Below are 21,358 nucleotides of genomic sequence, written 5' to 3'. Positions count from 1 at the left end.
AGCAGGAAGTGCAATAGCCCCAATAGCCTATTTACCAGTCGAATAGGTAAAGCCTACGGTCAGGTTGGTATTGAGTGAGCTGCGATTCTCCACCGCCACGCTTTCGTAGGAGTATGTGTAGGCGGCCGTCAGGGCCAGGTGCCGGCTCACGCTGAAGCTCAGGCTGCTGGTCGAGTTGAGGCGGTAGTCGTTGGCAAAATCCTGCAGCGAGGGCTGGTAAAAGGTCAGCGACGTAAACACCACCGGCCCCTTGCTCAGGCGCAGCTTGAGGCGGGTAGAAGCGCGCGGCACCTCGCGTAGCAGTCCTGCGAGGTACTGCGTGTGCTCATACAGAAAAAACTGGCTGACACTGACCTCATTGCGCAGCGTATCGAGGTAGAGCTGATAGCCCGCGCCCACGCCGCCCACCAGCCGCCGCGCAATGGCGCGCAGGTTGCTCTGCTCGCCTTCGGCCAGGGCATAGTACTTCAGGCGGCCCCGCTTGTAAGCAGGGGTCAGCAGGCCCAGTAGCTCGCGCTCGCGTAGGGCGCCGTCCTGCTTGCCGTAGCTGAAGTTGAGCGCCGCCGGCAGCAGCCAGTGCCTGCCGAGCGCCAGGTTGCCGGTGTGGCTGGTGGTAAGGTACACGCGCTCTACCGTGCCCGTGCTGTAAATGCCCGTGAGCGCCGCCGTGTAGCGGATGCCCCGGCCACTCACGTTATAGGTTTCAAACTCCGACGACGGCAGGCCACCCGCCGCGTTGGTGCTGGCCGCCACTACCGGCGCGGTCGTAGTCGCAGGCGCCGCGCGGGTCGAGTCGGCCGGGGTTTGGGCTGAGGCCCGGCGTGCGCCGACCAGCAGCGCGGGCACGATAAGGAGTGTGTTAAATAGTATTTTCTCTATATTCATCGGGCCGACTTACTGGTCGCGGCGCGGGCTCTCCACGCCCCGCAGCGTAGCGGCCCGGTCGAGCTTGCCCGAGGCCGTTGCTTTAAAGGCCGGCACGTACACCACGCTCTTGGGTACCTCATACTTAGCGAGGCGGGTGCCGAGCAGGCTCAGCAGGCGCTTTTCGGCGGCGGCGGGCAGCGCTTCGCCCTCCACGTAGGCCGTCACGGCCTGGCCGAAGCGCTCGTCGGGCCGGCCGGCCACGAAGGCGCGGCGCGACTGCCCCAGCTCGGCCAGGGCCACGTCGAGCACCTGCTCCACTTTTTCGGCCTGCACCTTCACGCCGCCCGAGTTTATCACAAAATCGACCCGCCCCAGCCAGTCGAAGGTGTGCTTGTCAAGCAGCTCGATGCGGTCGTTGGTCACGATAAGCTGGTCGTCGGTCACGTCGCCGCGCACCGTGAGGCAGCCGCGCTCGTCCTGGCCCAGGTGCAGGCCCGGCAGCACGCGGTAGTGCGGGCCGGCGTCGGGGCCATTGAGCCGGCGCAGGGCCATGTGCGAGGCCGTTTCGGTCATGCCATACGTCAGGTACACCGGCACTTTCAGCTTCTGGATTTCCGTCAGCAAGCTCGGCTCGACGCCCGCGCCGCCCACCAGAATGGCCCGCATCTTATTGAGCCGGCCGGCCCGGCCGGCGGCTAGCACCGCCCGCAGCTGCAAGGGCACAAAGGCCGCAAAATCGAACTCGGCCCCGGCCGGCACGAAGTCAAACGGGTCGGCGTGCGGCTCCACGACGGTCAGGTGCATGTGGCGCTCCAGGCCGCGCACCAGCATCATCTTGCCGCCGATAAACTCGCAGTTGAGGCAGACCAGTGCCCGGTCGCCCGGCCCGAGGTCGAAGTAGTCGCCGGTGCGCCGGGCCGAGGCAGCCAGCTGGCGGCGCTTCAGCACAATCAGCTGCGGCTGCCCGGTGCTGCCCGAGGTGCGCAGCCCAAACTCCTGGGCCCCCGTCAGCCACTGGCGCAGCAGCTCCAGCACCTTGGCCTCGTAGCCATTGAGGGCAGTGTGCGGGTTGGGCGTCTGCTGAATACTTGCGTAGCTGAACTCGCGGCCGTTGAGCAGGAGCGAGGTGGGGAGGTTGGGGGAGGACATGGGGGCAAAGTTATTCGCCTGCCTCACGGCAAGCGCGCTCGACTACGGATTCGGCTAGCCACATACCAGCCGCCCGTAGCTCGGCGAGCACCCGGCGCAACAGCGGTAGCCTACCCCGTGCTTTTGCCAAAATGAGAATACCGACCGTACCCGTGAAAGTCAGGTGTAGTAACGCCGCCAGCTGTCGGGCGGGCGCGTCGTCCAAAACCAGCAGACTACCTGGTATTTCCTGAGCCAATGCCAGGGCACTGCGCTCGCCTGCATGGTGCTGATGCGTCACTAAAGCAAGCGGTAGCTCGCGCAAAGGAGATTTTACGTGTAGCCATTCCGGGAGTGGCATCCCAAATTCTTTCGCTACTACCGGAGTAATAAAACACTGTTGAAACAACCTGCTCAGTAATTCCAGCTGCCCAATTTTACTGAGTAGCATCAGGCAACTGGTGTCCGAAATAATGATGGATGGCGGTGAGGTCGTGTTCAAGGTCAGCTTCGGTGTAACTGGCTAGAATGGAATATCCGTACTGACCCATTTGCGTGATAAACTCGCCCCGACCGATACCCACTAGCGCTGCTGCCTCGCTGGTCGAAAGCAGGCCCTTCGTGTAGAGCGTACCGGCCAGCTCCATTTTCAGGTCGTGCTCCTGCTGGGGAGTAAACTCCTGCGGTAAGTCGATGGTGAGTGTTTTCATACCCGAAAAATACGTGCCGGCAGCTAAATCGTTCCTGCTACCGTCCATACTCATACACCACGTAGCCCCAGGGCTCCATCTTCCACGGCTTGCTCGTGAGCGGCTCAGTGGCGTACCTGAACAGGTTAGAGGGCTTGCCCAGCAAGGCTTTTTCCTTCACGCTGATAGTCTGGGCCTTGTTTGATAAGTTCAAAATGACCAATACCTTTTTGCCGGCTTTTTCGCGCACGTAGGCATACACGGCCCGGTCGTCGCCCACGCTCACCTTGCGAAACGAGGCATCGGCCGCTAGGGCCGGGTTGCGCTGGCGCAGGGCCAGCAGCGTCTTGTAAAACCTGGCCCGCTGATACTTGCCGAAAGCCATCGGGTCTTTATCAAAAAACTTTAGCGGACGCAGCACCGGCTCTTCCTGCCCGCTGTAGATGAGCGGCACGCCGTTGCCCATCGTTTGCGTAAACACCGCGAACGGCGCGTGTACCCGGCCCGGAAACGTGCCGTAATCGGCTTTGTTCCAAGTGTTTTCGTCGTGGTTGCTGGTGAAGTACATTTCAATCGTGCCCTTCGGATACCTGCCCTGCCAGCCCCGGTACACGCTGTCGAGCGCCGTAGCCGGGCTCTTACCGGCGGCTACCTTTTCCATTGCGTGAAACATGTGCCAGGGATACACGGCGTCGAAGCCGCTGCGGGGCAGGTAGGCGCTGTCGCCCTCGGCCAGCATAAACAGCGGCTTGCTCTGGCGCAGCGTCGGGATGGCGCGCTGCCAGAAGCTGGCCGGCACGTTCCAGGCCACGTCGCAGCGGAAGCCGTCGATGTTGCTGGTTTTTACCCAGTAGCGCATGGCCGCAATCATGCTGTCCTGCATTTCAGGGTTTTTGTAGTCGAGCTGCTTGGTATCGGCCCAGTCGAAAGCCACGGCGGGCTGACCAGCCTTGTCCTTTACAAAGAAATTGGGGTGCTGGGTCAGCCAGCGGTTGTCGGCGCCGGTGTGGTTGGGTACCCAGTCGATAATCACTTTCATGCCCCTGGCGTGGGCGGCCTGCACCAGGCGCTGCCAGTCGGCCATGGTCCCAAACTCGGGGTTGAGCCTGGTGTAGTCGGCCACGGCGTAGTAGCTGCCCAGGCTGCCCTTGCGGGCCACCTTGCTGATGGGATTGAGCGGCATAAACCACAGGGTTTCGACGCCCATTTTTTGCAGGCGGTCGAGGTGTTTGGCAAAGGCATTCAGGGTGCCTTCGGGCGTGTACTGGCGCACGTTCACCTCGTAGATATTGCCCTGTAGTATCCAGGCCGGGTGGGCCGCCGGGATGCCGGCAGCCATTGGCCGCTGCCCAAAGGCCGGATGAAAGCAGCTTATACTGAGCAAAGCCAGTAGCAAATAGTTTTTCATGGCAGCAAATTAGAATGGCAGCAAGCAGAATAACAATTCACGGCCAGCTATTTCGAATAAAAAGGTGAGTGAGTACTTGCTTTTGCAAAAAAAGCCTCGTATACTTACTACGCATTAGACCCGCCCCGCCATGACAACCTATTCGCCTTCCGCCCCCGAATCGGTACCGGCTACCGAGGCCAGCGATGTGCAGGCCACGATTGTTCCTTGTCCTATTGTGGCAGCTGTGAAAGCGCGTGCCAAAGCCTTGAAGAAGCTGCGTAAGCACGAGAACAAGCGGTTCTTCTTTAGCTGGTGTGCCTGCCTGCACGCGCTGGGCTTCAGCTTTTAGCCTCCTGAGATTATCCTAAAAGAAACGCCGCACTGCTTACAAGCAGCGCGGCGTTTCTTTTGATAGCCTGAACCTTACACAATCTTGCAGCGAATAGCGGCATCCTCATTCACTGCATACACAGCGCACAGGCGATGGTAGCCGTCGGCAATTGTCACCTTGGTATTGGCGCTATCCCGGACCAGCAGCAGCGGCGCCAGCTTCTCGCCACGGGTTATCTTATTGTATTCCTGCTCTACATACCGGTTGCCAGTGTCCAGCATTGCAAGCGCTGATGCCCGAAAGATATCCTTGGCCTGAAAATCGGAGGAGGGGGTTTCTTCCAGTTCCTTTACCATCTGTTTGGCTAGGTCCGCTTTATATAACAGGCTCAGGTAGGTAATAGCTGCCTTGTAGTCGTGCTTTTTAGGCTTTTTCAGCCACTTTATTTTGTAGTCGTCAGACATGGAGGATAGTGCAAAAAGGCAGTGCTGTTTGAACGTTATACTTCCGGTTCAGGCCCCTGGTTTAAGTCAGCACCACAACAGGCCTAACCTGCTCTGCTATTATCCCGGTTTTCAGACAAGGCACTTGCTGTAGAGACGCAAAGCTGCGTCTCTACAGCAGGGCGCAAACTGCTGTAACAGAATAACATCTAAGGTTTATAAATATATTATAAATAATATATTATGCCTACGGAAACTTCGGAAACTTCGAGAAGTCGGGCTTGCGCTTTTCAATAAACGCATTTTTGCCTTCCTTGGCCTCTTCGCTCAGGTAGTAGAGCAGCGTGGCGTTGCCGGCCAGCTCCTGAATGCCGGCCTGGCCATCCAACTCAGCATTGAAGGAGGATTTGAGCATCCGGAGCGCCAGGGGACTCTTTTCCAAGATTTTGTGACACCAGGCCACGGTGGTTTCTTCGAGCTTGTCGAGCGGCACTACTTTGTTTACCAGGCCCATGTCGAGCGCCTCCTGGGCGTCGTACTGGTCGCACAGGAACCAGATTTCGCGGGCTTTTTTCTGGCCTACGATGCGGGCCAGGTAGCTCGCGCCAAAGCCGCCATCAAACGAGCCCACCTTGGGGCCGGTCTGCCCGAAGCGGGCGTTGTCGGCCGCGATGGTCAGGTCGCAGACCACGTGCAGCACGTGGCCGCCGCCGATGGCCCAGCCCGCCACCATCGCAATCACCGGCTTCGGGATGCTGCGAATCATCTTCTGCAGGTCGAGCACGTTGAGGCGCGGTACGGTGTCGGCGCCCACGTAGCCGCCGTGGCCGCGCACGCTCTGGTCGCCGCCCGAGCAGAAGGCCTTGCCGCCCTCGCCCGTAAACACGATGACGCCGATATCGGAGCGATTGCGGCAGATGTCCATTGCCTCAATCATCTCCTGCACCGTGAGCGGTGTGAAGGCGTTGTGCACCTGCGGCCGGTTAATGCTGATTTTGGCAATGCCCCCGTGCTGGGAGAAAATGATTTCCTGGAACTCCTTAATCGGGGTCCACTCGATTGGTTCGGTCATGAGCGCAAAGTTTCGCTAGGTTAACAGTAGGTTCCGCAAGGTTTCGTTAGGTTAAATAAGGTTTGCAAATTGCAAAACTCATATTAACCTAGCGAAACTCTGCGCTAAAAGGCAGCTTTCACCGCTTTTCGGTATTCTTCAAAAAACGCCGCGTTGGTCTTGCTGTCGGTGAAGACTTCGAGCACCGCCGCGCCGCTTTCGGCTGCAAAGAAAACCGGCAGCGCGGCATTGAGTTCGTCAAAAGAAGAAACCGGGAAGTAGCGCAGGCTGAAATCGCGGCACAGGTTCTCGGCCGTGAGCGCTTGGGTGGTTTCAAAAAACTCGTCCAGCTCCGGCTGCTGGCGCGGCCCGTCGATGATACGGAAAATGCCGCCGCCGTGGTTGTTGAAGAGCACCACCCGCAGGTTGGGAGTAGGGTAGTTGTGCCAGAAGGCGTTGCGGTCGTAGAAAAACGCCACATCGCCGGTCAGTAGCACTACCGGCCGCTCAGGCCGGGCCAGCGCCGCGCCCACGGCCGTGCTGGTGCAGCCGTCGATGCCGCTGGTGCCCCGGTTGGCGAATACCTCGATTTGACGGCCTGCGGGCAGGCCCAGAATATTGGCGTAGCGCACGGCCATGCTGTTGGCTAGGTGCAGCGCGGTAGATTCGGGCAGAGCGGCCAGCGCTAGCCGAAAGGCCGAAAACTCGTTGAATGGCTGGCCTGCGCCGGCAAAGTAGCGCTCCATAAATTCAGCTGCTGCCGCGTCGGCTTGCTGCCAGGCCGCCGCGACGGAGGGCACATTCGCCGGCACGACTGCCTCCGCGACCGCAGAGAAGGAGGGATTCGAACCCCCGGACCCGTTATAGTCAGCGGTTTTCAAGACCAGGAGTTGTTGAAAAAACGTGGCGGGCTGCACCCGAATAATACGCGTAAGCCGGCGAAAGGTATCGGCTGCTTCGCCGGAAGCCTGCAGGTGCCAATGCTGCGACGGGGCGGCGTCGCGCAAAAACAGCTTCAGGCTTTTCGAAATCAGCGATTGCCCGAACGTGATAAGCAGGTCGGGCTTCAGCGCTGCTTTCTGCTCCTTGGAAAGGCCCGCTAAGAAGATATCCTGCCGCTGCACCGTGCGGCGCACGTCGCTCAGATTCGAGATGACATCGGCTACTAAGGCCGCTTGCCGGGCCGCCGCAAACTCATCGAGCGCTGCTGCCAGGCCCGGACTGGCGGCCTGCTGCCCGGCCACTACCACTACCCGCCCGGCTGTGCGTAAGTGCTCGCGCAATTCCAGAATTTCCGCCGGGGGTAGGGCATGGTGCGAGCGGTCATCCCGAATAATCTTCACATCCGGCTCGTACACCACTTCCTCGCCCGCCTTCGGATAAAACGGCTCGCGTAGCGGCACATTTACCTGTACCGGCCCGGCTGGGCCAGCCTGCGTCAAATTAATTGCCTCATTAATAACTCTTTCACCGTGCCACTTGGCATCGGCGTGCGAAGTGTCGGCAGGAAAGTCGAAGGCACCCTTGGCGTGCGCGCCGTAGAGGTTGCGCTGGCGGATGGTCTGGCCGTCGAGCTGGTCAATCCACTCGGGGGGCGGTCGGCGGTGAGAACCAGCAGCGGAATTTGCTGAAAGAAAGCCTCGGCCACGGCCGGCGCGTAGTTGAGGCCGGCTGTGCCGCTGGTACACACCAGCACCACGGTGCGGCGCGTGGCCTGCGCAATGCCCAGGCCGATAAAGGCGGCGGCGCGCTCATCGGGAATAACGCGCAGCTTGCCCCTGTAGGCCGGGTGCCGCGCAAACGCCAGCGTGAGCGGCGCCGAGCGTGAGCCCGGCGATAAAATAACATCGGTAATTCCGTGCCGGGCGCAGATTTCGGCGATGTTAAAAACGGCTTGGTTGTTCATCTACTAGGATAATTCGGAAGGCGCCGGGTGGCGGCGCTTAGTGGCCTGTACGCACAAAAAGGAGGCTCAGCTACGATTTGGGCTTAGCGCCGGCAGCAGAAGTTTTGAGGGCGGGGCTGCCTTGCACCAGCGCTCCGAGCAGGCGTACCAGGCTGGTCATGTCGCGGTAATCGAGCACTTCGACGGGCGAGTGCGAGTAGCGGCCCGGCCAGGAAAGCGGCACCGACGGAATGCCGTAGTTCATAAATTCCATGCCGTCGGTGCCGCCCGCCGTCATGCCTTCCTGAATCGGAATGTGCTGGCGGTCGGCCAGGGCGTGCACGTGCTGCACCAGGTCGCGCCGGGCAAAGTTGATGCTTTCGACTACCCGTATCACGGCGCCCTGGCCAAGCGGGCAGTAGCCAAACCCCCGCGACTCCTGCGGCGCGTCGGATGACACAAACGTGTCGATGGGATACACCACATTGGCATCTTGCAGCTGCTGCGCGGCAAAGGCCGAGCCCAGCAAGCCGATTTCTTCGCCCGTCGACCACACGTAGGTAACGCGGCAGGGTAGCCTGGTCGGGTCGAGGTGTTGCAGCGTCAGCAGCAGGGCCGCGCAGCCCACGCGGTCGTCAAGGCCGCGCGCAGCGGCCCGGTTCGGGCCCAGCGGCCGCAACTGCTTGGGCATGGTCACGGTAGTGCTGCCCACCCGTATGCCTGCCGCCTGCGCCTGCTGCGCCGAGGTATAGCCCGCAAACACGGTGAGCGGCGTGCTCGGGGCACTTTTGGTTGCCTGCTGGTAGTGCGGACGCGGCTCAAACACGGCCGGCACGTCGGCCTGGCCCGGCGTGTGCAGCAGGGCCGGCTGCGCCTCCCACAGCCACGGGAAAGCACCGCCTTTCAAACTCAGTACCAGCCGGCCGTTGGGGCGAATGGAATCGACCACAAAGCCGACCTCGTCCATGTGGGCCACGAACACGAGGTGGCGCGGGCCCTGCCCAAAGGTCAGCACGAGGTTGCCGGCCTGGTCTACGGCGGGCCTGGCCCAGGCCGGCAGCTGCCGGGCAATGAAGTCGCGCACCGGCTTTTCGGCCGTGCTTACGCCGTACTGGCCCACAAGGCCGGCCAGGAGCTGAGCCGCGGCCGGGGAGGAAGGCAGCACTGGCGCCGAAGCGGCGGCGGGAAGTGCCGGGGTAGCCAGCGGGGTAGTAGCTGGGGCACCCGCCGCCAGCAGCCAGGCTTGCGCGAGCTGCTGCACGTCGGCCACTGCGACGGCCTCCACGGGCGTATTGGCGTAGCGGGCGGGCAGGCCGAGCAGGTAGGTGTGCGCGGCGGCCAGCTTCGTATTGGGTAGCACGGGCTTGCGGGCGGGCCGCGCGGGCGTCGTCAGCACGAGGCTCGGCAGGGAGTAGGGCAGGGCCTGGTCGGCCAGCAGCTGGCCGGTGCCGGCAGCCTCGGTTTCGAGGGTGCGGTCAAATCGGTACACTTCCTCAAAGGGACCGTAGCGATTAGCTACGGCCTCAAACCCTTTGCCATTCAGCAGCTCCAGGGTAGTCCAGGCAATGACCACGGTACCCCGTACCGGCGCAGTGGCCAGCGCTTGCGCCACGCTGGCCAGGGCGATAGCAGCGGCTTTGGCTTTCATGGCCGGTGCGGCTACCCACTGCTGGCCCAGCACAACCGGCTTTTTTTCCAGGGTAAGCGGGTCGAGCAGCTGAATGCCTTGCCGGGCCACGTCGGCGGCCGAGGCGGCCCCCACATCGAGAAACGCGGCTTGCCACGAAAAAGGCGGCTTATTTTTTTCGGGCTCGGCCCGCAGGTTGTCGTAGTGCGAAGAAGGCACGCACGAAATGGCATTGCGGGCCCCCTGCCCGCTGACGATACGCACGTCGTGGCCTTCCAGAAACTGGTGAAACAGCGGCCCGGCCTGCCCGCCGCCCACCGGCGCCACGCGCAGGTAGCCATCAGCCTGAATCTGACTTACCACGTAGCCCGGCTCGTCGAGCGGGGCCACGAACAGGCGGCGCGGACTGCCGCTGCCGAGCACCAGCACCAGGTTGCCGAGCTGGTCCTGCTGCAAGGTGCCGGCTTTAAACAACGACTGCACAAACCGGCTGGCTTCGGCTTCCCGGCCGGTTACGGCGCTGGTGCGCGCATACGCCTGCAACAGCGCGGGCAGCTGGGCCTGGGCAAGCCGAACCCAGCCAATTAGTAGTAGGAACAGGGTAGTAAAGCGCATAGGCCAGGCAGGGAAAAGTAGAACGTACTAGGGACTTGCGTTGTCAGGCAGCGGCTAAGCCGGGGGGGTAATAACGGATGCCACGGTCTGGAGCTTGAGCTCCGTTTCCTGCCATTCGCGCAGCGGGTCGGAGTCGGCGGTAAGACCGGTGCCGGCATACAGAATGGCTTCTTCGGGCCGCAGCTGCAGGCAGCGCAGGTTAACATAGAGCCGCGAGATGCCCGGCGCGGCCACGTTTACCGGCCCCAGAAAGCCGCTGTAGTACGCCCGGTCGTAGCCCTCGTGGCGGTGCAGAAACTCCAGCGCCGCCACTTTCGGCATGCCGCCCACGGCTGAGGTGGGATGCAGCAGGCGCAGCATATCGGTGCCCAGCGACGAGGGCGAGGGCACATTTTTTAAATCGACCTCAAAGTCGGTGCGCAGGTGCAGCAGCTGGCCGGCCACCGCCGTGCGCGGGCCGGCTTCGTGGTATTCGCGCAAGCGCAATTGTTTAAAACAATTTACTATATATCGTGAAACTAATGCTTGTTCCTCTATCTCCTTCTGCCGCCAGATGGCATCCTGCGGGGCGCGGCCCGGCACCAGCGGCTGAGTGCCCGCCAGGGCCATAGTATGGAAATGGCCGTCGGCCGTGACTTCGGCCAATACTTCGGGCGAGGCCCCGAGCCAGGTGCCCACGCCCGGCACGCTTACCAGCGATACAAATGCCCGCGGATACTGCCGGCTCAACTGGCCAAATGCTGCCAGCGGGTCGAAGCCGGCCGGCAGCGGGCGGTGCGCTACGCGCGACGTCACTACTTTCACTACTGCCTTGTCTTCAATAGCCTGCACGCCGGTGCGCACGAGCTGCGTGTAGTCGGCTTCGGCAGTACCGGGCGGGGCGGGCTGCGCGCTGTAGTGCCAGGCCAGCTCAGGTGGCGTGGGCAGGCTGAGCCAGGCCGTAAGATTGGGCACCAGCTCGCGGGCGGCCGGAGCCACGCGCACTACCTCGGGCCGGGCGAGGTCAAACTGCACATCGGCGGGCAGAAAAAGCGCCGGGTTGTGGTCAGAGTCGCGAAAAGGAAAGAAGGCGAAGCCTGCCGGTGCCTGGGTATCGAGCGCGGGCGGCAGACCAGTATAAGCGGCTTCGAGCGAGCGGCTCACCAGCAGGCGCGGGTGCTCGCTGGCCGGCTCGCGCCAGATGGCCAGCGGCCGGCCGGTGCGCAGGGCTCCCGCCGCCAGGTGGCGCAGCCGCGCCGTCGCATCGGGGCTGGCCGCGGCCGGCCAGGGCAGGAGCCGGGGTTCAGTCACTGGCATTAGGCTTTTTTCTCCCTGGCGGCGGGCAGGTCAATCACGGCCATCGTGATGCGGCTGATGCACACCAGCGCCCCGGTTTCTTCGTGCGTGATGCGGATTTCCCACACTTGCGTAGTACGGCCTACGTGCAGCGCCGTAGCCCGGCCGCGCACCCAGCCCTCGCGCACGCCCTTGATGTGGTTGGCGTTGATTTCCAGTCCTACGCAGGCCTGCTTGGTAACGTCGATGCGGGTAGCCGCGCCGATGCTGCCCAGCGTTTCAGCCAGCGCCACCGAAGCCCCGCCGTGCAGTAGGCCCATGGGCTGGTGGGTGCGGCCGTCGACGGGCATCCGGCCTTCGAGGTAGTCGTCGTTGAGAGCCGTCAGCTCAATACCCAGGGCATCGGCCAGCGTGGGGCGGTGGGCCGCCCAGATTTTTACGTCGTCAAGCGTCATTTTTTATACTAGGCAGTGGGTAATGGGCACTAGGTAATTATTCGACAGGGCGGGTTGGGAAGGGAGGGCGGCCGGAGGCCAACATGCCTTCATTACCCCTTGCTTTTTACCCATTACCCATTGAAAAACCCCGTACTTTACAGCATTGTTCGGCAAAACTACTCGACTTCCTTACCCGTGCCAGTTCAGCAGCTCTATCTTCTTCGCCACGGCCAGACCGACTTCAACGTGCAGGGCATTGTGCAGGGCAGTGGTATCGACTCCGACCTCAACGAGCGGGGCCGCCGCCAGGCCGCGCAGTTCTGGCAAGCATATCAGGCCACGCCATTCGACCGGATTTATACCTCCCGGCTCCGGCGCACCCAGCAGTCGGTGCAGCAGTTTATCGACGCGGGAATTCTGCACGAGCAGCACGCCGGCCTCAACGAAATCAGCTGGGGCACCCGCGAAGGTACCCGCATCACGCCCCAGGAAGACGCCGAATACGCTCAGGTACTGACCGAGTGGACCACCGGCAACGACCACGCCCGCCTGCCCGGCGGGGAAAGCCCGGCCGAGGTGGCGGCCCGCCAGCGCCCGTTTATCGAGCTGCTGCAGAGCCGGCCCGAAGACGAGCTGGTGCTGGTGTGCCTGCACGGTCGGGCCCTGCGCGTGCTGCTCTGCCAGCTGCTGGGCTACCCGCTGCGCTGCATGGATGGCTTTGAGCATCAGAACCTCTGCCTCTACAAGCTGCACTACACGGGGTCACACTACACTATCCGTAATTTTTTAGACGTAAGTCACTTAGCGGTGGGCTAACAGGTAGTGAGCAGTGAGTAATGAGCAGTGAGCAGTTGACTGCCATTCAGCTGCCCAGCTCAGCTGTTTACCGCTCACTACTCACTGCTCTCTTTTTTCGAATTGTTTCCCCACCTTTTGGCGGCTAATTTTGGCCCCCAATCCCAACCTGCAATTCCGATGGCCGAAATTATTAAAATGCCGAAAATGAGCGACACGATGACCGAAGGGGTCATTGCGGCCTGGCTCAAGAAAGTAGGCGACAAAGTGAAGTCGGGCGATATCCTGGCCGAAGTCGAAACCGACAAAGCCACGATGGAGCTGGAAAACTACGAAGATGGCACCCTGCTTTACATTGGCCCTAAAGAGAAGGACTCGGTGCCGGTTGATGGGGTTTTGGCTATTGTGGGCAAGGAAGGGGAAGATATTTCGGGCCTGCTAAACGGCCAGAGCGGTACTAGCACCACCCAGGCAGCCGCGCCGGCGGCAGCGCCGGCGGCTACTCCCGCAGCAGCACCCGTCGCCCCGGCGCCCAGCGCGCCCGCCAATGGCAAGAAAGCCACGGTGGTACGCATGCCCAAGATGAGCGACACAATGACCGAAGGCACTATTGCCGCCTGGCTCAAAAAGGTAGGCGATAAGGTGAAGTCGGGCGACGTGCTGGCCGAAGTCGAAACTGACAAAGCCACGATGGAGCTGGAAAACTACGAAGACGGGATTCTGCTTTACACCGGCCCCAAGGAAGGCGAAGCGGTAGCCGTAGATGGCATCCTGGCCATTATCGGGGAGGAAGGCGCTGATGTGCAGGCCCTGCTGGGCGGCCAGAGCGGCGGCGCCGCGCCCGCTGCCCCGGCTCCGGCCGAAACGGCGGCTCCGGCGGCTACTCAGCCTGCCGCCAGCACTTCGCAGCCCGAGGCCAGCACCGGCCGCCTGCTTGCCTCGCCCCTGGCCAAGAGCATTGCCAAAGACAAAGGCGTTGACCTGCGCCAGATTAAGGGCAGTGGCGAAAACGGCCGCATCGTGGCCCGCGACCTGCAAAGCACCCAGCCCCAGGCTGCTCCCACTGCCGCGCCGGCCCCGGCTGCTCAGCCCGAGCGAGCGCCTCAGCCAGCGGCCGCTGCCCCGGCTCCAGTGGCTACCGAAGTAACCTACACCGATACGCCCGTATCGCAGATGCGCAAGGTGATTGCCAAGCGCCTGTCGGAAAGCCTGTTTACGGCCCCGCATTTCTATCTCACGATGGAAATTCTGATGGACAAGGCCATGGAAGCCCGCGTACGCATGAACGAGCTGTCGCCGGTAAAACTGTCGTTCAACGACATGGTTATCAAGGCTTCGGCCGTGGCGCTGCGCCAGCATCCGGTTATCAACTCGTCGTGGCTTGGCGATAAGATTCGCCAGAATAAGCAAATCAACATCGGCGTAGCCGTGGCTGTCGATGAGGGCCTGCTGGTGCCCGTCATCCGCAGCGCCGATGGCAAAGGCCTCTCGCAGATTGCCACCGAGGTGAAAGAGCTGGCCGGCAAAGCCAAGAGCAAGAAGCTGCAACCCGCCGAGTGGGAAGGTAGTACGTTTACTATATCTAACCTGGGCATGTTTGGCATCGACGAGTTCACGGCCATCATCAACCCGCCCGATGCCTGCATCCTGGCCGTGGGCGGCATCAAGCGGACTGCCGTGGTGAAAGATGGTCAGCTGGCTATCGGCAACATCATGAAGGTGACGCTGAGCTGCGACCACCGTGTGGTAGACGGCGCCACCGGCGCAGCCTTCCTGCAAACCCTGAAAGGCTTGCTCGAAGACCCCATGCGGATGCTCATTTGATAGCAGTGAGCAGGTAACAATGAGCAATGAGCAGTGGCCATCCGGTCACGCTCATTGCTCATTGTCCTTTCAACTGCCCGCTGTTCACTGTTTACTGCTCACTGTTAACTGAAGATGAGAATCCGCTCCACAACTGTGCTTGGCGTGCGCCACAACGGCCAGATTGCCCTCGGGGCCGACGGCCAGGCCACCATGGATAAGCACGTAGCCAAAAACAACGTGCGCAAGGTGCGGCAGCTCAACGACGGCAAGGTCGTGACCGGCTTCGCCGGCTCCACGGCCGATGCGTTTATGCTGCTCGACCGCTTCGAGGAAAAGCTCGCGGCCTATGGAAACAACCTCAAGCGCGCCGCCATCGAGCTGGCCAAAGACTGGCGCAAAGACCAGTACCTGCGTAAGTTAGAAGCCATGATGGTCGTCTGCGACAAGGATGAGCTGCTCATCATCAGCGGCACCGGCGACGTGCTGGAGCCCGATTCTGATGTAGCGGCCATTGGCAGCGGCGCGATGTACGCACAAGCCGCCGCGCTGGCCCTCAAAAAGCACGCCCCGCATCTCACTGCCCGCCAGATGGTGGAGGATGCCCTGCACATCGCGGCTGATATTTGTATTTATACCAACCACAATTTGATTATTGCCGAGCCGGCGTAGTAATAGTAGTAGTGGTTAGACGATAAGTCACCTATGCAACCACTGATTGTAAGGTATTCACGCTGGTATTTTGTTTTACAGCCTCTAATGTTTGTTGCCTTTGCCAGTGGCCCTTTTGTCATTCTTCATGAAACTAAGCACTTAAAGATTCTAGACTTACTAGGAATCATACTGCTGGGAACAATGGCTGTAATAACTGGCTGGGGACTCGTACAGCTAATTCACCGCAAACCTTTTATTGTGCTTAATGACAATGGCGTTTTTAATAAAGATTGGGGGATGGGAACAATACCTTGGTCAGACATTGAGCAAACATTTATCTCGTCGGAGCGCTGGCCGAAACACGTTGAATTACTAATATGCAACCCCGACTCTTATCTGAAACGCCAGTTCTGGTTGCGCCGCATTTTAACAGCTTGTGAGTCTGCCTTTGGTAAATCACCTTTTCTTTTACTTACTGGAATTTCTGATACTACCGCTGACACTGTAGTAGAATATATCTGCCAGCAGTTGAGCAAGCAGCGTACCTCTTCTGTTTAAATAAATTTATTTATCCGCATTTGGTGTCGTAACCGGCACGTAAGCCTTACCATGCACATTACCAATTTCCTCAAGCACCACTACCGCCACTTCAATGCCGCTGCGCTCATCGACGCGGCGGATGGCTACAACAAGCACTTGGCCGAAGGCGGCAAAATGATGATTACCCTGGCCGGCGCCATGAGCACCGCCGAAATGGGCATTCAGCTGGCCGAACTTATTCGCCAGGATAAAGTGCAGATTATCAGCTGCACCGGCGCTAACCTCGAAGAGGATATCTTCAACTTGGTGGCCCACGACTTCTACGAGCGCGTGCCGCACTACCGCGACCTCACGCCCGCCGACGAGCACGCCCTGCTCAAGCGCCACATGAACCGCGTAACCGATACCTGCATCCCTGAAGAGGAAGCCATGCGCCGTATCGAGCACACGGTGCTGAAGTTCTGGGAGCAGGCCGACAAAGCTGGTGAGGCGTATTTCCCGCACGAGTTCTTCTACCAGATTCTGAAATCGGGTGAGCTGGAGCAGTACTACCAGATTGACCCCAAAGATTCCTGGATGCTGGCCGCCGCCGAGAAAAACCTCCCTATCATCTGCCCCGGCTGGGAAGATTCTACCCTGGGTAATATATATGCCGGCCACGTTATTACGGGCGACATCAAGAACGTGCACACCATGAAAACCGGCATCCAGTACATGATGTACCTGGCCGACTGGTACACTGAGCAGGCCACGGAGGAGAGCAAGGTGGGCTTCTTCCAGATTGGCGGCGGCATTGCCGGCGACTTCCCCATCTGCGTGGTGCCCATGCTGCACCAGGATTTGCAGCGCCACTCGGTGCCGCTCTGGGGCTATTTCTGCCAGATTTCGGACTCAACCACTTCCTACGGCAGCTACTCGGGCGCAGTGCCCAACGAGAAAATTACCTGGGGCAAGCTGGGCGAGAAAACCCCGAAATTCATCATCGAAAGTGACGCGACTATCGTAGCACCGCTGGTGTTTGCGATTGTGCTGGGGCAATAGGCCGGTCAGCTGAATAGGAAAAGGAAAGGCCGAACGCTACCCATGCGTTCAGCCTTTCCTTTTGCCAATGGCTATAGGGTTAGCGACCCAACACCTCATCGGTGAAATGCGCCTGGTGCGGGCCCTGAGCAAATTTCTCCGCATTAAAGGCGGCGGAGTTGCCGCGCGGAATAGAAAGCGACTGCCAGGCATCGCCTACCAGCAGCTTGCCGATAAAAACCAACTGCCCCACGTGGTACGGGTAGTGCGCCAGCTGTCGGTTGATGGCCTCCATAATGGTATGGCCCTGGTTGCGGATATAGATAATGCGCTGGCCATCGGCTTCCGTCAGCGTATCGAGGGCGGCAAACAGGCACTGCCAGCCGGCTTCCCAGCGCTGAAGCAGCGCGGCGCACGTCTGAAGGTCGTTGTCGAATTCTGCCTCGCGGTCGCGCCACGGCTTTTCGCCGTCCGTAGTGAGGAAATCAGTCCACCGGGATAGCATATTGCCCCACATATGCTTTACAATGGCCGCCATGCTGTTGCTGGCGGCGTTGGGCTGCCAGAAAAGCTGGTCGTCGGGCACTTGCATCATTGCCTGCTCGCCAAGCAGCTTGTAATAGGCAAATTGCTTACGGGCGCTGGAAAGAAAGTCCTGAAACATAAGATGGCAGCTGGTAGACCGTTACAAACCGCAATTTTACCACTTCCGGCGCTGGCGATAGGCATCTACCTGCTGGCGCAGCGCAGCCAGCACGCTACCGTAATGCTGGCGCGCATCCTGCTGCTGTTCCAGCCGTTGGAGGCGGCTATTGATTAGCTCAGAAAATTCCTCTACAGAGTAAGAGCGTTTCGGCTGGGTAGACACAGGCAAAAAATAGGGGCAGGACCAACAACACGTAGCGACCGCAATTTAAGCAGCGCAGCCGAATTGCCACGTTTGGAAAATGCAAATTTGCCGCTCCAATGCCGACTTGACAGTTAGGGCATTCCAAAAAAATGTCCGCTTCTCGCATTATGCGAAAAGCGGACGTGTTAATCACTGAAAAAAAGCTAAAACCGGAAGAGCGGCCGGGCCGGATTCCAGATGCCCCAGGGAATCATGAGCAGCACCAGCAGCAAGGCGATGCCGTAGTAAATGAAGGCAGTTTTGTGCTTTTGCGAATCATTAAGACGGTTTTTGGAGAGTGTGCGGCCTACCTGGGCCAGCACAACGGCCAGCACCATAACGGCCACGTGCTCCATCCCGAAAAAGCGGGTGGTGGGGTCTTTCATAGCCCCGGCTACCTTCATGGCCTTGAGGCCGTAGGGGCTCAGGCCGAAGTACAGCCCCAGCCCAATAATAAGCTGCAGCAGCATGAAGCCCACAAAGCTGGCTCCAAAGGCATTGTCGCCCTTGCCAAAGGCCTTGCGGCCCGACCAGCCCGCGTAGCCGCGAAATACGGCCACCAGGCCCGCGCCCAGTACAAACCAACGAAGCCAGGAGTGAAGAAAAAGAAGAATCTGATACATAGTAAAAGTGTAATATGCCGGGCGGCCCGGTCGGTGAAAACCTGCCGCGAAGCTACGGGTGGGGCTGCCTTCTACTCAAACTCGCCCGGCTGGGGCACGGGAGCGGGTGCCCCACCCCGGGCCGCTGCCGCCCGCTGCTTGTGCCGAACGGCCACGGCAATAGCCAGAAAAACCGAAACGAAGGGCAGCACCAGCCCCACCACAAGCCACCGCCCAACCGACTGCCCATGCGAGTAGGCGATATAAGCCGTGAGCAGCGCCAGCGGCACGTTCAGCAAATAAAGCAGCAGATAGGGGAGCAGGTAAAATAACATAGTAAAAATACAATATTCTGCGTCCGGCCGTTGAACAGTTCGTGCCAGGTGAGCTGCCTACCGGGCCTTGCCCCGCTTTACCAGGTAGGCGTAGAGCACCTTGTCGAAAGGCTCGCGCACATCGACCGGCACAAAATCAATTTTGAGCTGCCCGCAGCGCAGGGCCAGCTCTTCCTCAAATTGGCGCATAGCCGCCCGGTACTGCGCGCGCACCTGCGCCGGCTGCAGCCGTATCTCCTGGCCCGTTTCGACATCCTCGAAAATGTAAGGACGGTCCTGGAAGTCGAAATCCGACTCGGTGGCGCGGTCCAGCACATGAAACAGCAGTACCTCGTGGTGCTGGTGGCGCAGGTGCTGCAAGGCGGCCAGGGCGGCTTCCTGCTCGGCCGCGCCACGCCCCAGCATATCGCTAAACACGATAACGAGCGACCGCTTGGGTATTTGCTGCGCAATGGTGTGCAGTACGCCGGCCACGTCGGTCCGGGCCGTGGCGCGCCGGGTGGCGGCCAGGGGCGCGGGGCGGGCCAGTAGCTGCTGCATGGCCAGCAGCAGCGTGTGGCGGTGGGCCGAGGTCGAGCGCACGGGAGTTTGCAGCTCCACGGTTTCGGCAAACGTGACCAGGCCCACGGCATCGCGCTGGCGCTGCAGCAGCGTGGTGAGCGCGGCCGCCGCCAGCACCGCAAAGCGCAGCTTGTCGTGGCCGGGCTCGGGATAATACATACTCGGGCTCACATCGAGCAGCAGGTGGGCGCGCAGGTTGGTTTCTTCCTCGTAGCGCTTCACAAACAGCTTGTCGGTGCGGGCAAATACTTTCCAGTCGATATGCCGGGTGCTTTCGCCGGGGTTGTAGAGGCGATGCTCCGAGAACTCGACCGAAAAGCCGTGGTAGGGCGACTGGTGCAGGCCGGTAATAAACCCATCGACTAATTGCCGGGCCAGCAGCTCCAGGTTTTCAAAAGAGCGGATGGCGGCGAGGTCAAGGGCGGGAGCAGGCATGGTAGCGAAAGGTGGCGCAGGAGTAGGGAATTAGCAATCAGCCGGCTACTGTAATCTAGCGCGGCGTTTACTAAGAAAAGTTTGTCAGGATGGAGCCAGACCGGTACTGAACTAATCTTACGTGCTGATAAACAAGCCGGCCACCAGTTGAGTTTCGTCGACATTGCTACGCTGTTTAGGTAAGCAGTTTCGCCTTTATCTTTGTCTGAGCCTACGCAAGTTTAGTGCCTTATAACTAAAAATCAACTTACTTTCCCCTTCTCAACTCGTGGAAGACCGCTACTCAAAAGACCAGGAAGAAATCTACTCGCACCGCATGAAGGCGGGCAAGCGCACGTATTTCTTCGATGTGAAAGCTACCCGTGGCCAGGATTATTACCTCACCATTACGGAAAGCAAGCGCCGCCCTGGGGCCGACCCCGATGGCCCGGCCAGCTACGAAAAACACAAAATATTTCTCTATAAAGAGGACTTTAATAAGTTTATCGACGCGCTGCACGATGCCGTGGACTATGTGCGCGACGAGCTGCTGACCGAGGAAGAAGTGGCCGAGCTCGACCGCCCGCGCCCCGGCTTTGAGGGTGAGCAGCCGCGCGCCGGTGGGCAGCCGGCGGATGATAGCCAACCGGCCGCTCCCGACCTCGGCGAAAGCACTTACTAAATACCGATACGCAGTTGGAGAGGAGAGACTGGTAGCGCGCCGCTGTTCTGGCAAAGAGCAGCGGCGCTTTGCATTGGTGCCCCGCTCCGCTGCCCGCCGTACCTTTGCCCGTGGATTATGCGAACTCATAATTCATACCTCATAATTCAACACTCAACATAATGGGCCTCCGCTGCGGTATTGTCGGCCTGCCGAACGTCGGCAAATCCACGCTTTTCAACGCGTTATCCAACGCTAAGGCCGAATCGGCCAACTATCCCTTCTGCACCATCGAGCCCAACGTGGGCGTTATTACCGTGCCCGACGAGCGCCTCCAGATTCTGGAAGCGCTCGTGAACCCCAAGCGCGTGCTGCCCACCATCATCGAGTTTGTCGACATCGCCGGCCTTGTAAAAGGCGCCAGCAAGGGCGAGGGCCTGGGCAATAAATTCCTGGCCAACATTCGTGAGGTTGACGCCATCATCCACGTGGTGCGCTGCTTCGATGACCCCAACATCGTGCACGTGGCCGGCGGTGTTGACCCGGTGTTTGACAAAGATGTTATCGACACCGAGCTTCAGCTCAAGGACCTCGAAAGCGTTGATAAGAAGCTGGTAAAAAGCGAGCGCAGCGCTAAAGCCGGCGACTCCGCCGCCAAGAAGGAGGTGACCAACCTCCAGAAATTCAAGCAGGCCCTCGAAGCCGGCCAAAATGCCCGCGCCGTATCGGCCAGCGAAGACGACCTGGCCGCCGTAGCCGACTTGCAGCTGCTTACCATCAAGCCCGTCATCTACGTGGCCAACGTGGACGAGGCCAGCATCGCCACTAACGGCAACAAGCACGTAGAAGCACTGCGCCAGCACGTAGCCGCCGAAAAGGCGCAGGTGGTGCTCGTGTCGGCCGCCATCGAGGCGCAGATTGCCGAGATGGAGGACCCCGAGGAAAAAGCGCTGTTCCTGGGCGAGTACGGCCTCACCGAGTCGGGCCTGAACAAGCTCATCCGGGCCAGCTACGAGCTACTGAACCTCATTACCTACTTTACTGCCGGCGTGCAGGAAGTACGCGCCTGGACCGTGCACCGCGGCGACAAGGCGCCCGCCGCCGCCGGTGTCATTCACTCCGATTTCGAGAAGGGTTTCATTCGCGCCGAAGTTATCAAGCTGGCCGATTACCAGGAATACAAAACCGAGGTGAAAATCAAGGAAGCCGGCAAGATGGCCGTCGAGGGCAAAGACTACGTGGTGCAGGACGGCGACATCATGCACTTCCGATTTAACGTCTAGGACCACTGATTAGCGCGGGTTTTAACGGATTTCACGGATTTTGGGGACGCATTCTTCATTTAT

Annotated in this window: 25 protein-coding genes; 8 read left to right on the top strand and 17 right to left on the bottom strand. The window is 60.2% G+C overall.

Annotated elements, in window-relative coordinates; translation table 11 throughout:
• Positions 1 to 27: 27 nt before the first annotated feature.
• The 5 genes from F6X24_RS15550 to F6X24_RS15530 all read right to left on the bottom strand — a co-directional run bounded on the left by F6X24_RS15550 (position 28) and on the right by F6X24_RS15530 (position 4,092).
• On the bottom strand, positions 28 to 885 hold the full coding sequence (locus F6X24_RS15550) for a DUF481 domain-containing protein (RefSeq protein ID WP_151088888.1): 858 nt from the start codon (positions 883 to 885) through the stop codon (positions 28 to 30).
• Positions 886 to 894: 9 nt separating this feature from the next.
• Positions 895 to 2,016, bottom strand: a complete 1,122-nt coding sequence (locus F6X24_RS15545; protein WP_151088887.1) for an AMP-binding protein — start codon at positions 2,014 to 2,016, stop codon at positions 895 to 897.
• Positions 2,017 to 2,026: 10 nt separating this feature from the next.
• Positions 2,027 to 2,356 (bottom strand): DUF3368 domain-containing protein, encoded by a 330-nt coding sequence (locus F6X24_RS19495; RefSeq protein WP_394349949.1) that lies wholly within the window; start codon positions 2,354 to 2,356, stop codon positions 2,027 to 2,029.
• A gap of 76 nt (positions 2,357 to 2,432) precedes the next feature.
• Complete coding sequence (locus F6X24_RS15535; RefSeq protein WP_191906350.1) at positions 2,433 to 2,705, bottom strand: UPF0175 family protein; 273 nt, start codon at positions 2,703 to 2,705, stop codon at positions 2,433 to 2,435.
• Between the two features lie 37 nt (positions 2,706 to 2,742).
• Complete coding sequence (locus F6X24_RS15530; protein ID WP_229725152.1) at positions 2,743 to 4,092, bottom strand: alpha-amylase family glycosyl hydrolase; 1,350 nt, start codon at positions 4,090 to 4,092, stop codon at positions 2,743 to 2,745.
• Positions 4,093 to 4,222: 130 nt separating this feature from the next.
• Between F6X24_RS15530 and F6X24_RS15525 the strand changes: the two genes are divergently transcribed.
• Entirely contained in the window at positions 4,223 to 4,423 is a 201-nt protein-coding gene (locus F6X24_RS15525; protein WP_151088884.1) for a hypothetical protein, read from the top strand.
• 74 nt (positions 4,424 to 4,497) lie between these two features.
• Here the strand turns inward: F6X24_RS15525 and F6X24_RS15520 are convergent, their stop codons facing one another.
• The 7 genes from F6X24_RS15520 to F6X24_RS15495 all read right to left on the bottom strand — a co-directional run bounded on the left by F6X24_RS15520 (position 4,498) and on the right by F6X24_RS15495 (position 11,756).
• Positions 4,498 to 4,869 (bottom strand): hypothetical protein, encoded by a 372-nt coding sequence (locus tag F6X24_RS15520; RefSeq protein ID WP_151088883.1) that lies wholly within the window; start codon positions 4,867 to 4,869, stop codon positions 4,498 to 4,500.
• Between the two features lie 226 nt (positions 4,870 to 5,095).
• Positions 5,096 to 5,920: a 1,4-dihydroxy-2-naphthoyl-CoA synthase gene (menB, locus tag F6X24_RS15515; protein ID WP_151088882.1), complete on the bottom strand. Its 825-nt coding sequence runs from the start codon at positions 5,918 to 5,920 to the stop codon at positions 5,096 to 5,098.
• 104 nt (positions 5,921 to 6,024) lie between these two features.
• Complete coding sequence (locus F6X24_RS15510) at positions 6,025 to 7,341, bottom strand: thiamine pyrophosphate-dependent enzyme (protein WP_317132488.1); 1,317 nt, start codon at positions 7,339 to 7,341, stop codon at positions 6,025 to 6,027.
• Positions 7,338 to 7,805, bottom strand: a complete 468-nt coding sequence (locus F6X24_RS19355) for a thiamine pyrophosphate-binding protein (RefSeq protein WP_317132487.1) — start codon at positions 7,803 to 7,805, stop codon at positions 7,338 to 7,340. Before F6X24_RS19355 ends, F6X24_RS15510 begins: the two co-directional genes overlap by 4 nt.
• Before the next feature lie 70 nt (positions 7,806 to 7,875).
• On the bottom strand, positions 7,876 to 10,026 hold the full coding sequence (locus tag F6X24_RS15505) for a M20/M25/M40 family metallo-hydrolase (RefSeq protein ID WP_151088881.1): 2,151 nt from the start codon (positions 10,024 to 10,026) through the stop codon (positions 7,876 to 7,878).
• Between the two features lie 54 nt (positions 10,027 to 10,080).
• Complete coding sequence (locus F6X24_RS15500; protein WP_229725149.1) at positions 10,081 to 11,316, bottom strand: chorismate-binding protein; 1,236 nt, start codon at positions 11,314 to 11,316, stop codon at positions 10,081 to 10,083.
• 5 nt (positions 11,317 to 11,321) lie between these two features.
• Entirely contained in the window at positions 11,322 to 11,756 is a 435-nt protein-coding gene (locus tag F6X24_RS15495; protein WP_151088879.1) for a hotdog fold thioesterase, read from the bottom strand.
• Between the two features lie 120 nt (positions 11,757 to 11,876).
• Here F6X24_RS15495 and F6X24_RS15490 point away from each other — a divergent pair, with 120 nt between their 5' ends.
• The 5 genes from F6X24_RS15490 (at position 11,877) to F6X24_RS15470 (ending at position 16,571) form a co-directional block, all read left to right on the top strand.
• Positions 11,877 to 12,554 (top strand): histidine phosphatase family protein, encoded by a 678-nt coding sequence (locus F6X24_RS15490; RefSeq protein ID WP_229725147.1) that lies wholly within the window; start codon positions 11,877 to 11,879, stop codon positions 12,552 to 12,554.
• Positions 12,555 to 12,713: 159 nt separating this feature from the next.
• Positions 12,714 to 14,357 carry a pyruvate dehydrogenase complex dihydrolipoamide acetyltransferase gene (locus F6X24_RS15485; RefSeq protein ID WP_151088878.1) on the top strand — a complete coding sequence of 548 codons (1,644 nt, stop codon included), beginning with the start codon at positions 12,714 to 12,716 and terminating at the stop codon, positions 14,355 to 14,357.
• Between the two features lie 114 nt (positions 14,358 to 14,471).
• Entirely contained in the window at positions 14,472 to 15,008 is a 537-nt protein-coding gene (hslV, locus tag F6X24_RS15480; RefSeq protein ID WP_173242098.1) for an ATP-dependent protease subunit HslV, read from the top strand.
• A 33-nt stretch (positions 15,009 to 15,041) separates the two neighbouring features.
• Positions 15,042 to 15,548: an STM3941 family protein gene (locus F6X24_RS15475; RefSeq protein ID WP_151088876.1), complete on the top strand. Its 507-nt coding sequence runs from the start codon at positions 15,042 to 15,044 to the stop codon at positions 15,546 to 15,548.
• Positions 15,549 to 15,599: 51 nt separating this feature from the next.
• Positions 15,600 to 16,571, top strand: coding sequence for a deoxyhypusine synthase family protein (locus F6X24_RS15470; protein WP_151088875.1), 972 nt, complete (start codon positions 15,600 to 15,602; stop codon positions 16,569 to 16,571).
• A gap of 79 nt (positions 16,572 to 16,650) precedes the next feature.
• Here F6X24_RS15470 and F6X24_RS15465 read toward each other — a convergent pair whose 3' ends face one another.
• The 5 genes from F6X24_RS15465 to F6X24_RS15450 all read right to left on the bottom strand — a co-directional run bounded on the left by F6X24_RS15465 (position 16,651) and on the right by F6X24_RS15450 (position 19,372).
• The gene (locus tag F6X24_RS15465; protein ID WP_151088874.1) at positions 16,651 to 17,214 is read right to left on the bottom strand and encodes a DUF1572 family protein; all 564 of its coding nucleotides are present in this window, start codon (positions 17,212 to 17,214) and stop codon (positions 16,651 to 16,653) included.
• Positions 17,215 to 17,250: 36 nt separating this feature from the next.
• Complete coding sequence (locus F6X24_RS19020; RefSeq protein ID WP_191906349.1) at positions 17,251 to 17,418, bottom strand: hypothetical protein; 168 nt, start codon at positions 17,416 to 17,418, stop codon at positions 17,251 to 17,253.
• Between the two features lie 185 nt (positions 17,419 to 17,603).
• Positions 17,604 to 18,062 carry a hypothetical protein gene (locus tag F6X24_RS15460; protein WP_151088873.1) on the bottom strand — a complete coding sequence of 153 codons (459 nt, stop codon included), beginning with the start codon at positions 18,060 to 18,062 and terminating at the stop codon, positions 17,604 to 17,606.
• Between the two features lie 71 nt (positions 18,063 to 18,133).
• Entirely contained in the window at positions 18,134 to 18,376 is a 243-nt protein-coding gene (locus F6X24_RS15455) for a hypothetical protein (protein WP_151088872.1), read from the bottom strand.
• Between the two features lie 57 nt (positions 18,377 to 18,433).
• Entirely contained in the window at positions 18,434 to 19,372 is a 939-nt protein-coding gene (locus tag F6X24_RS15450) for a DUF58 domain-containing protein (protein WP_151088871.1), read from the bottom strand.
• A gap of 268 nt (positions 19,373 to 19,640) precedes the next feature.
• Here F6X24_RS15450 and F6X24_RS15445 point away from each other — a divergent pair, with 268 nt between their 5' ends.
• Both F6X24_RS15445 and ychF read left to right on the top strand, forming a co-directional pair.
• On the top strand, positions 19,641 to 20,033 hold the full coding sequence (locus tag F6X24_RS15445) for a DUF3276 family protein (RefSeq protein WP_151088870.1): 393 nt from the start codon (positions 19,641 to 19,643) through the stop codon (positions 20,031 to 20,033).
• A 161-nt stretch (positions 20,034 to 20,194) separates the two neighbouring features.
• On the top strand, positions 20,195 to 21,295 hold the full coding sequence (gene ychF, locus F6X24_RS15440) for a redox-regulated ATPase YchF (protein WP_151088869.1): 1,101 nt from the start codon (positions 20,195 to 20,197) through the stop codon (positions 21,293 to 21,295).
• The last annotated feature ends 63 nt before the right edge of the window (positions 21,296 to 21,358 follow it).

It is taken from the genome of Hymenobacter baengnokdamensis (genome assembly GCF_008728635.1).
In the GTDB taxonomy this organism is placed as follows: domain Bacteria; phylum Bacteroidota; class Bacteroidia; order Cytophagales; family Hymenobacteraceae; genus Hymenobacter; species Hymenobacter baengnokdamensis.
The sequence above is the reverse complement of the archived record's forward strand: the minus strand, read 5'-3'. Positions and strand labels throughout refer to the sequence as shown.

What these genes read in the sequence shown, in the direction of transcription:
- F6X24_RS15475 (WP_151088876.1), top strand. Translation starts at nt 15,042, where the DNA reads ATGCAACCACTGATTGTAAGGTATTCACGCTGGTATTTTGTTTTACAG.
- F6X24_RS15450 (WP_151088871.1), bottom strand. Translation starts at nt 19,372, where the DNA reads ATGCCTGCTCCCGCCCTTGACCTCGCCGCCATCCGCTCTTTTGAAAAC.
- menB (WP_151088882.1), bottom strand. Translation starts at nt 5,920, where the DNA reads ATGACCGAACCAATCGAGTGGACCCCGATTAAGGAGTTCCAGGAAATC.
- ychF (WP_151088869.1), top strand. Translation starts at nt 20,195, where the DNA reads ATGGGCCTCCGCTGCGGTATTGTCGGCCTGCCGAACGTCGGCAAATCC.
- F6X24_RS15495 (WP_151088879.1), bottom strand. Translation starts at nt 11,756, where the DNA reads ATGACGCTTGACGACGTAAAAATCTGGGCGGCCCACCGCCCCACGCTG.
- F6X24_RS19355 (WP_317132487.1), bottom strand. Translation starts at nt 7,805, where the DNA reads ATGAACAACCAAGCCGTTTTTAACATCGCCGAAATCTGCGCCCGGCAC.
- F6X24_RS15455 (WP_151088872.1), bottom strand. Translation starts at nt 18,376, where the DNA reads ATGTTATTTTACCTGCTCCCCTATCTGCTGCTTTATTTGCTGAACGTG.
- F6X24_RS15525 (WP_151088884.1), top strand. Translation starts at nt 4,223, where the DNA reads ATGACAACCTATTCGCCTTCCGCCCCCGAATCGGTACCGGCTACCGAG.
- F6X24_RS15505 (WP_151088881.1), bottom strand. Translation starts at nt 10,026, where the DNA reads ATGCGCTTTACTACCCTGTTCCTACTACTAATTGGCTGGGTTCGGCTT.
- F6X24_RS15530 (WP_229725152.1), bottom strand. Translation starts at nt 4,092, where the DNA reads ATGAAAAACTATTTGCTACTGGCTTTGCTCAGTATAAGCTGCTTTCAT.
- F6X24_RS15550 (WP_151088888.1), bottom strand. Translation starts at nt 885, where the DNA reads ATGAATATAGAGAAAATACTATTTAACACACTCCTTATCGTGCCCGCG.
- F6X24_RS15465 (WP_151088874.1), bottom strand. Translation starts at nt 17,214, where the DNA reads ATGTTTCAGGACTTTCTTTCCAGCGCCCGTAAGCAATTTGCCTATTAC.
- F6X24_RS15545 (WP_151088887.1), bottom strand. Translation starts at nt 2,016, where the DNA reads ATGTCCTCCCCCAACCTCCCCACCTCGCTCCTGCTCAACGGCCGCGAG.
- hslV (WP_173242098.1), top strand. Translation starts at nt 14,472, where the DNA reads ATGAGAATCCGCTCCACAACTGTGCTTGGCGTGCGCCACAACGGCCAG.
- F6X24_RS15520 (WP_151088883.1), bottom strand. Translation starts at nt 4,869, where the DNA reads ATGTCTGACGACTACAAAATAAAGTGGCTGAAAAAGCCTAAAAAGCAC.
- F6X24_RS15535 (WP_191906350.1), bottom strand. Translation starts at nt 2,705, where the DNA reads ATGAAAACACTCACCATCGACTTACCGCAGGAGTTTACTCCCCAGCAG.
- F6X24_RS15460 (WP_151088873.1), bottom strand. Translation starts at nt 18,062, where the DNA reads ATGTATCAGATTCTTCTTTTTCTTCACTCCTGGCTTCGTTGGTTTGTA.
- F6X24_RS15470 (WP_151088875.1), top strand. Translation starts at nt 15,600, where the DNA reads ATGCACATTACCAATTTCCTCAAGCACCACTACCGCCACTTCAATGCC.
- F6X24_RS15485 (WP_151088878.1), top strand. Translation starts at nt 12,714, where the DNA reads ATGGCCGAAATTATTAAAATGCCGAAAATGAGCGACACGATGACCGAA.
- F6X24_RS19495 (WP_394349949.1), bottom strand. Translation starts at nt 2,356, where the DNA reads ATGCCACTCCCGGAATGGCTACACGTAAAATCTCCTTTGCGCGAGCTA.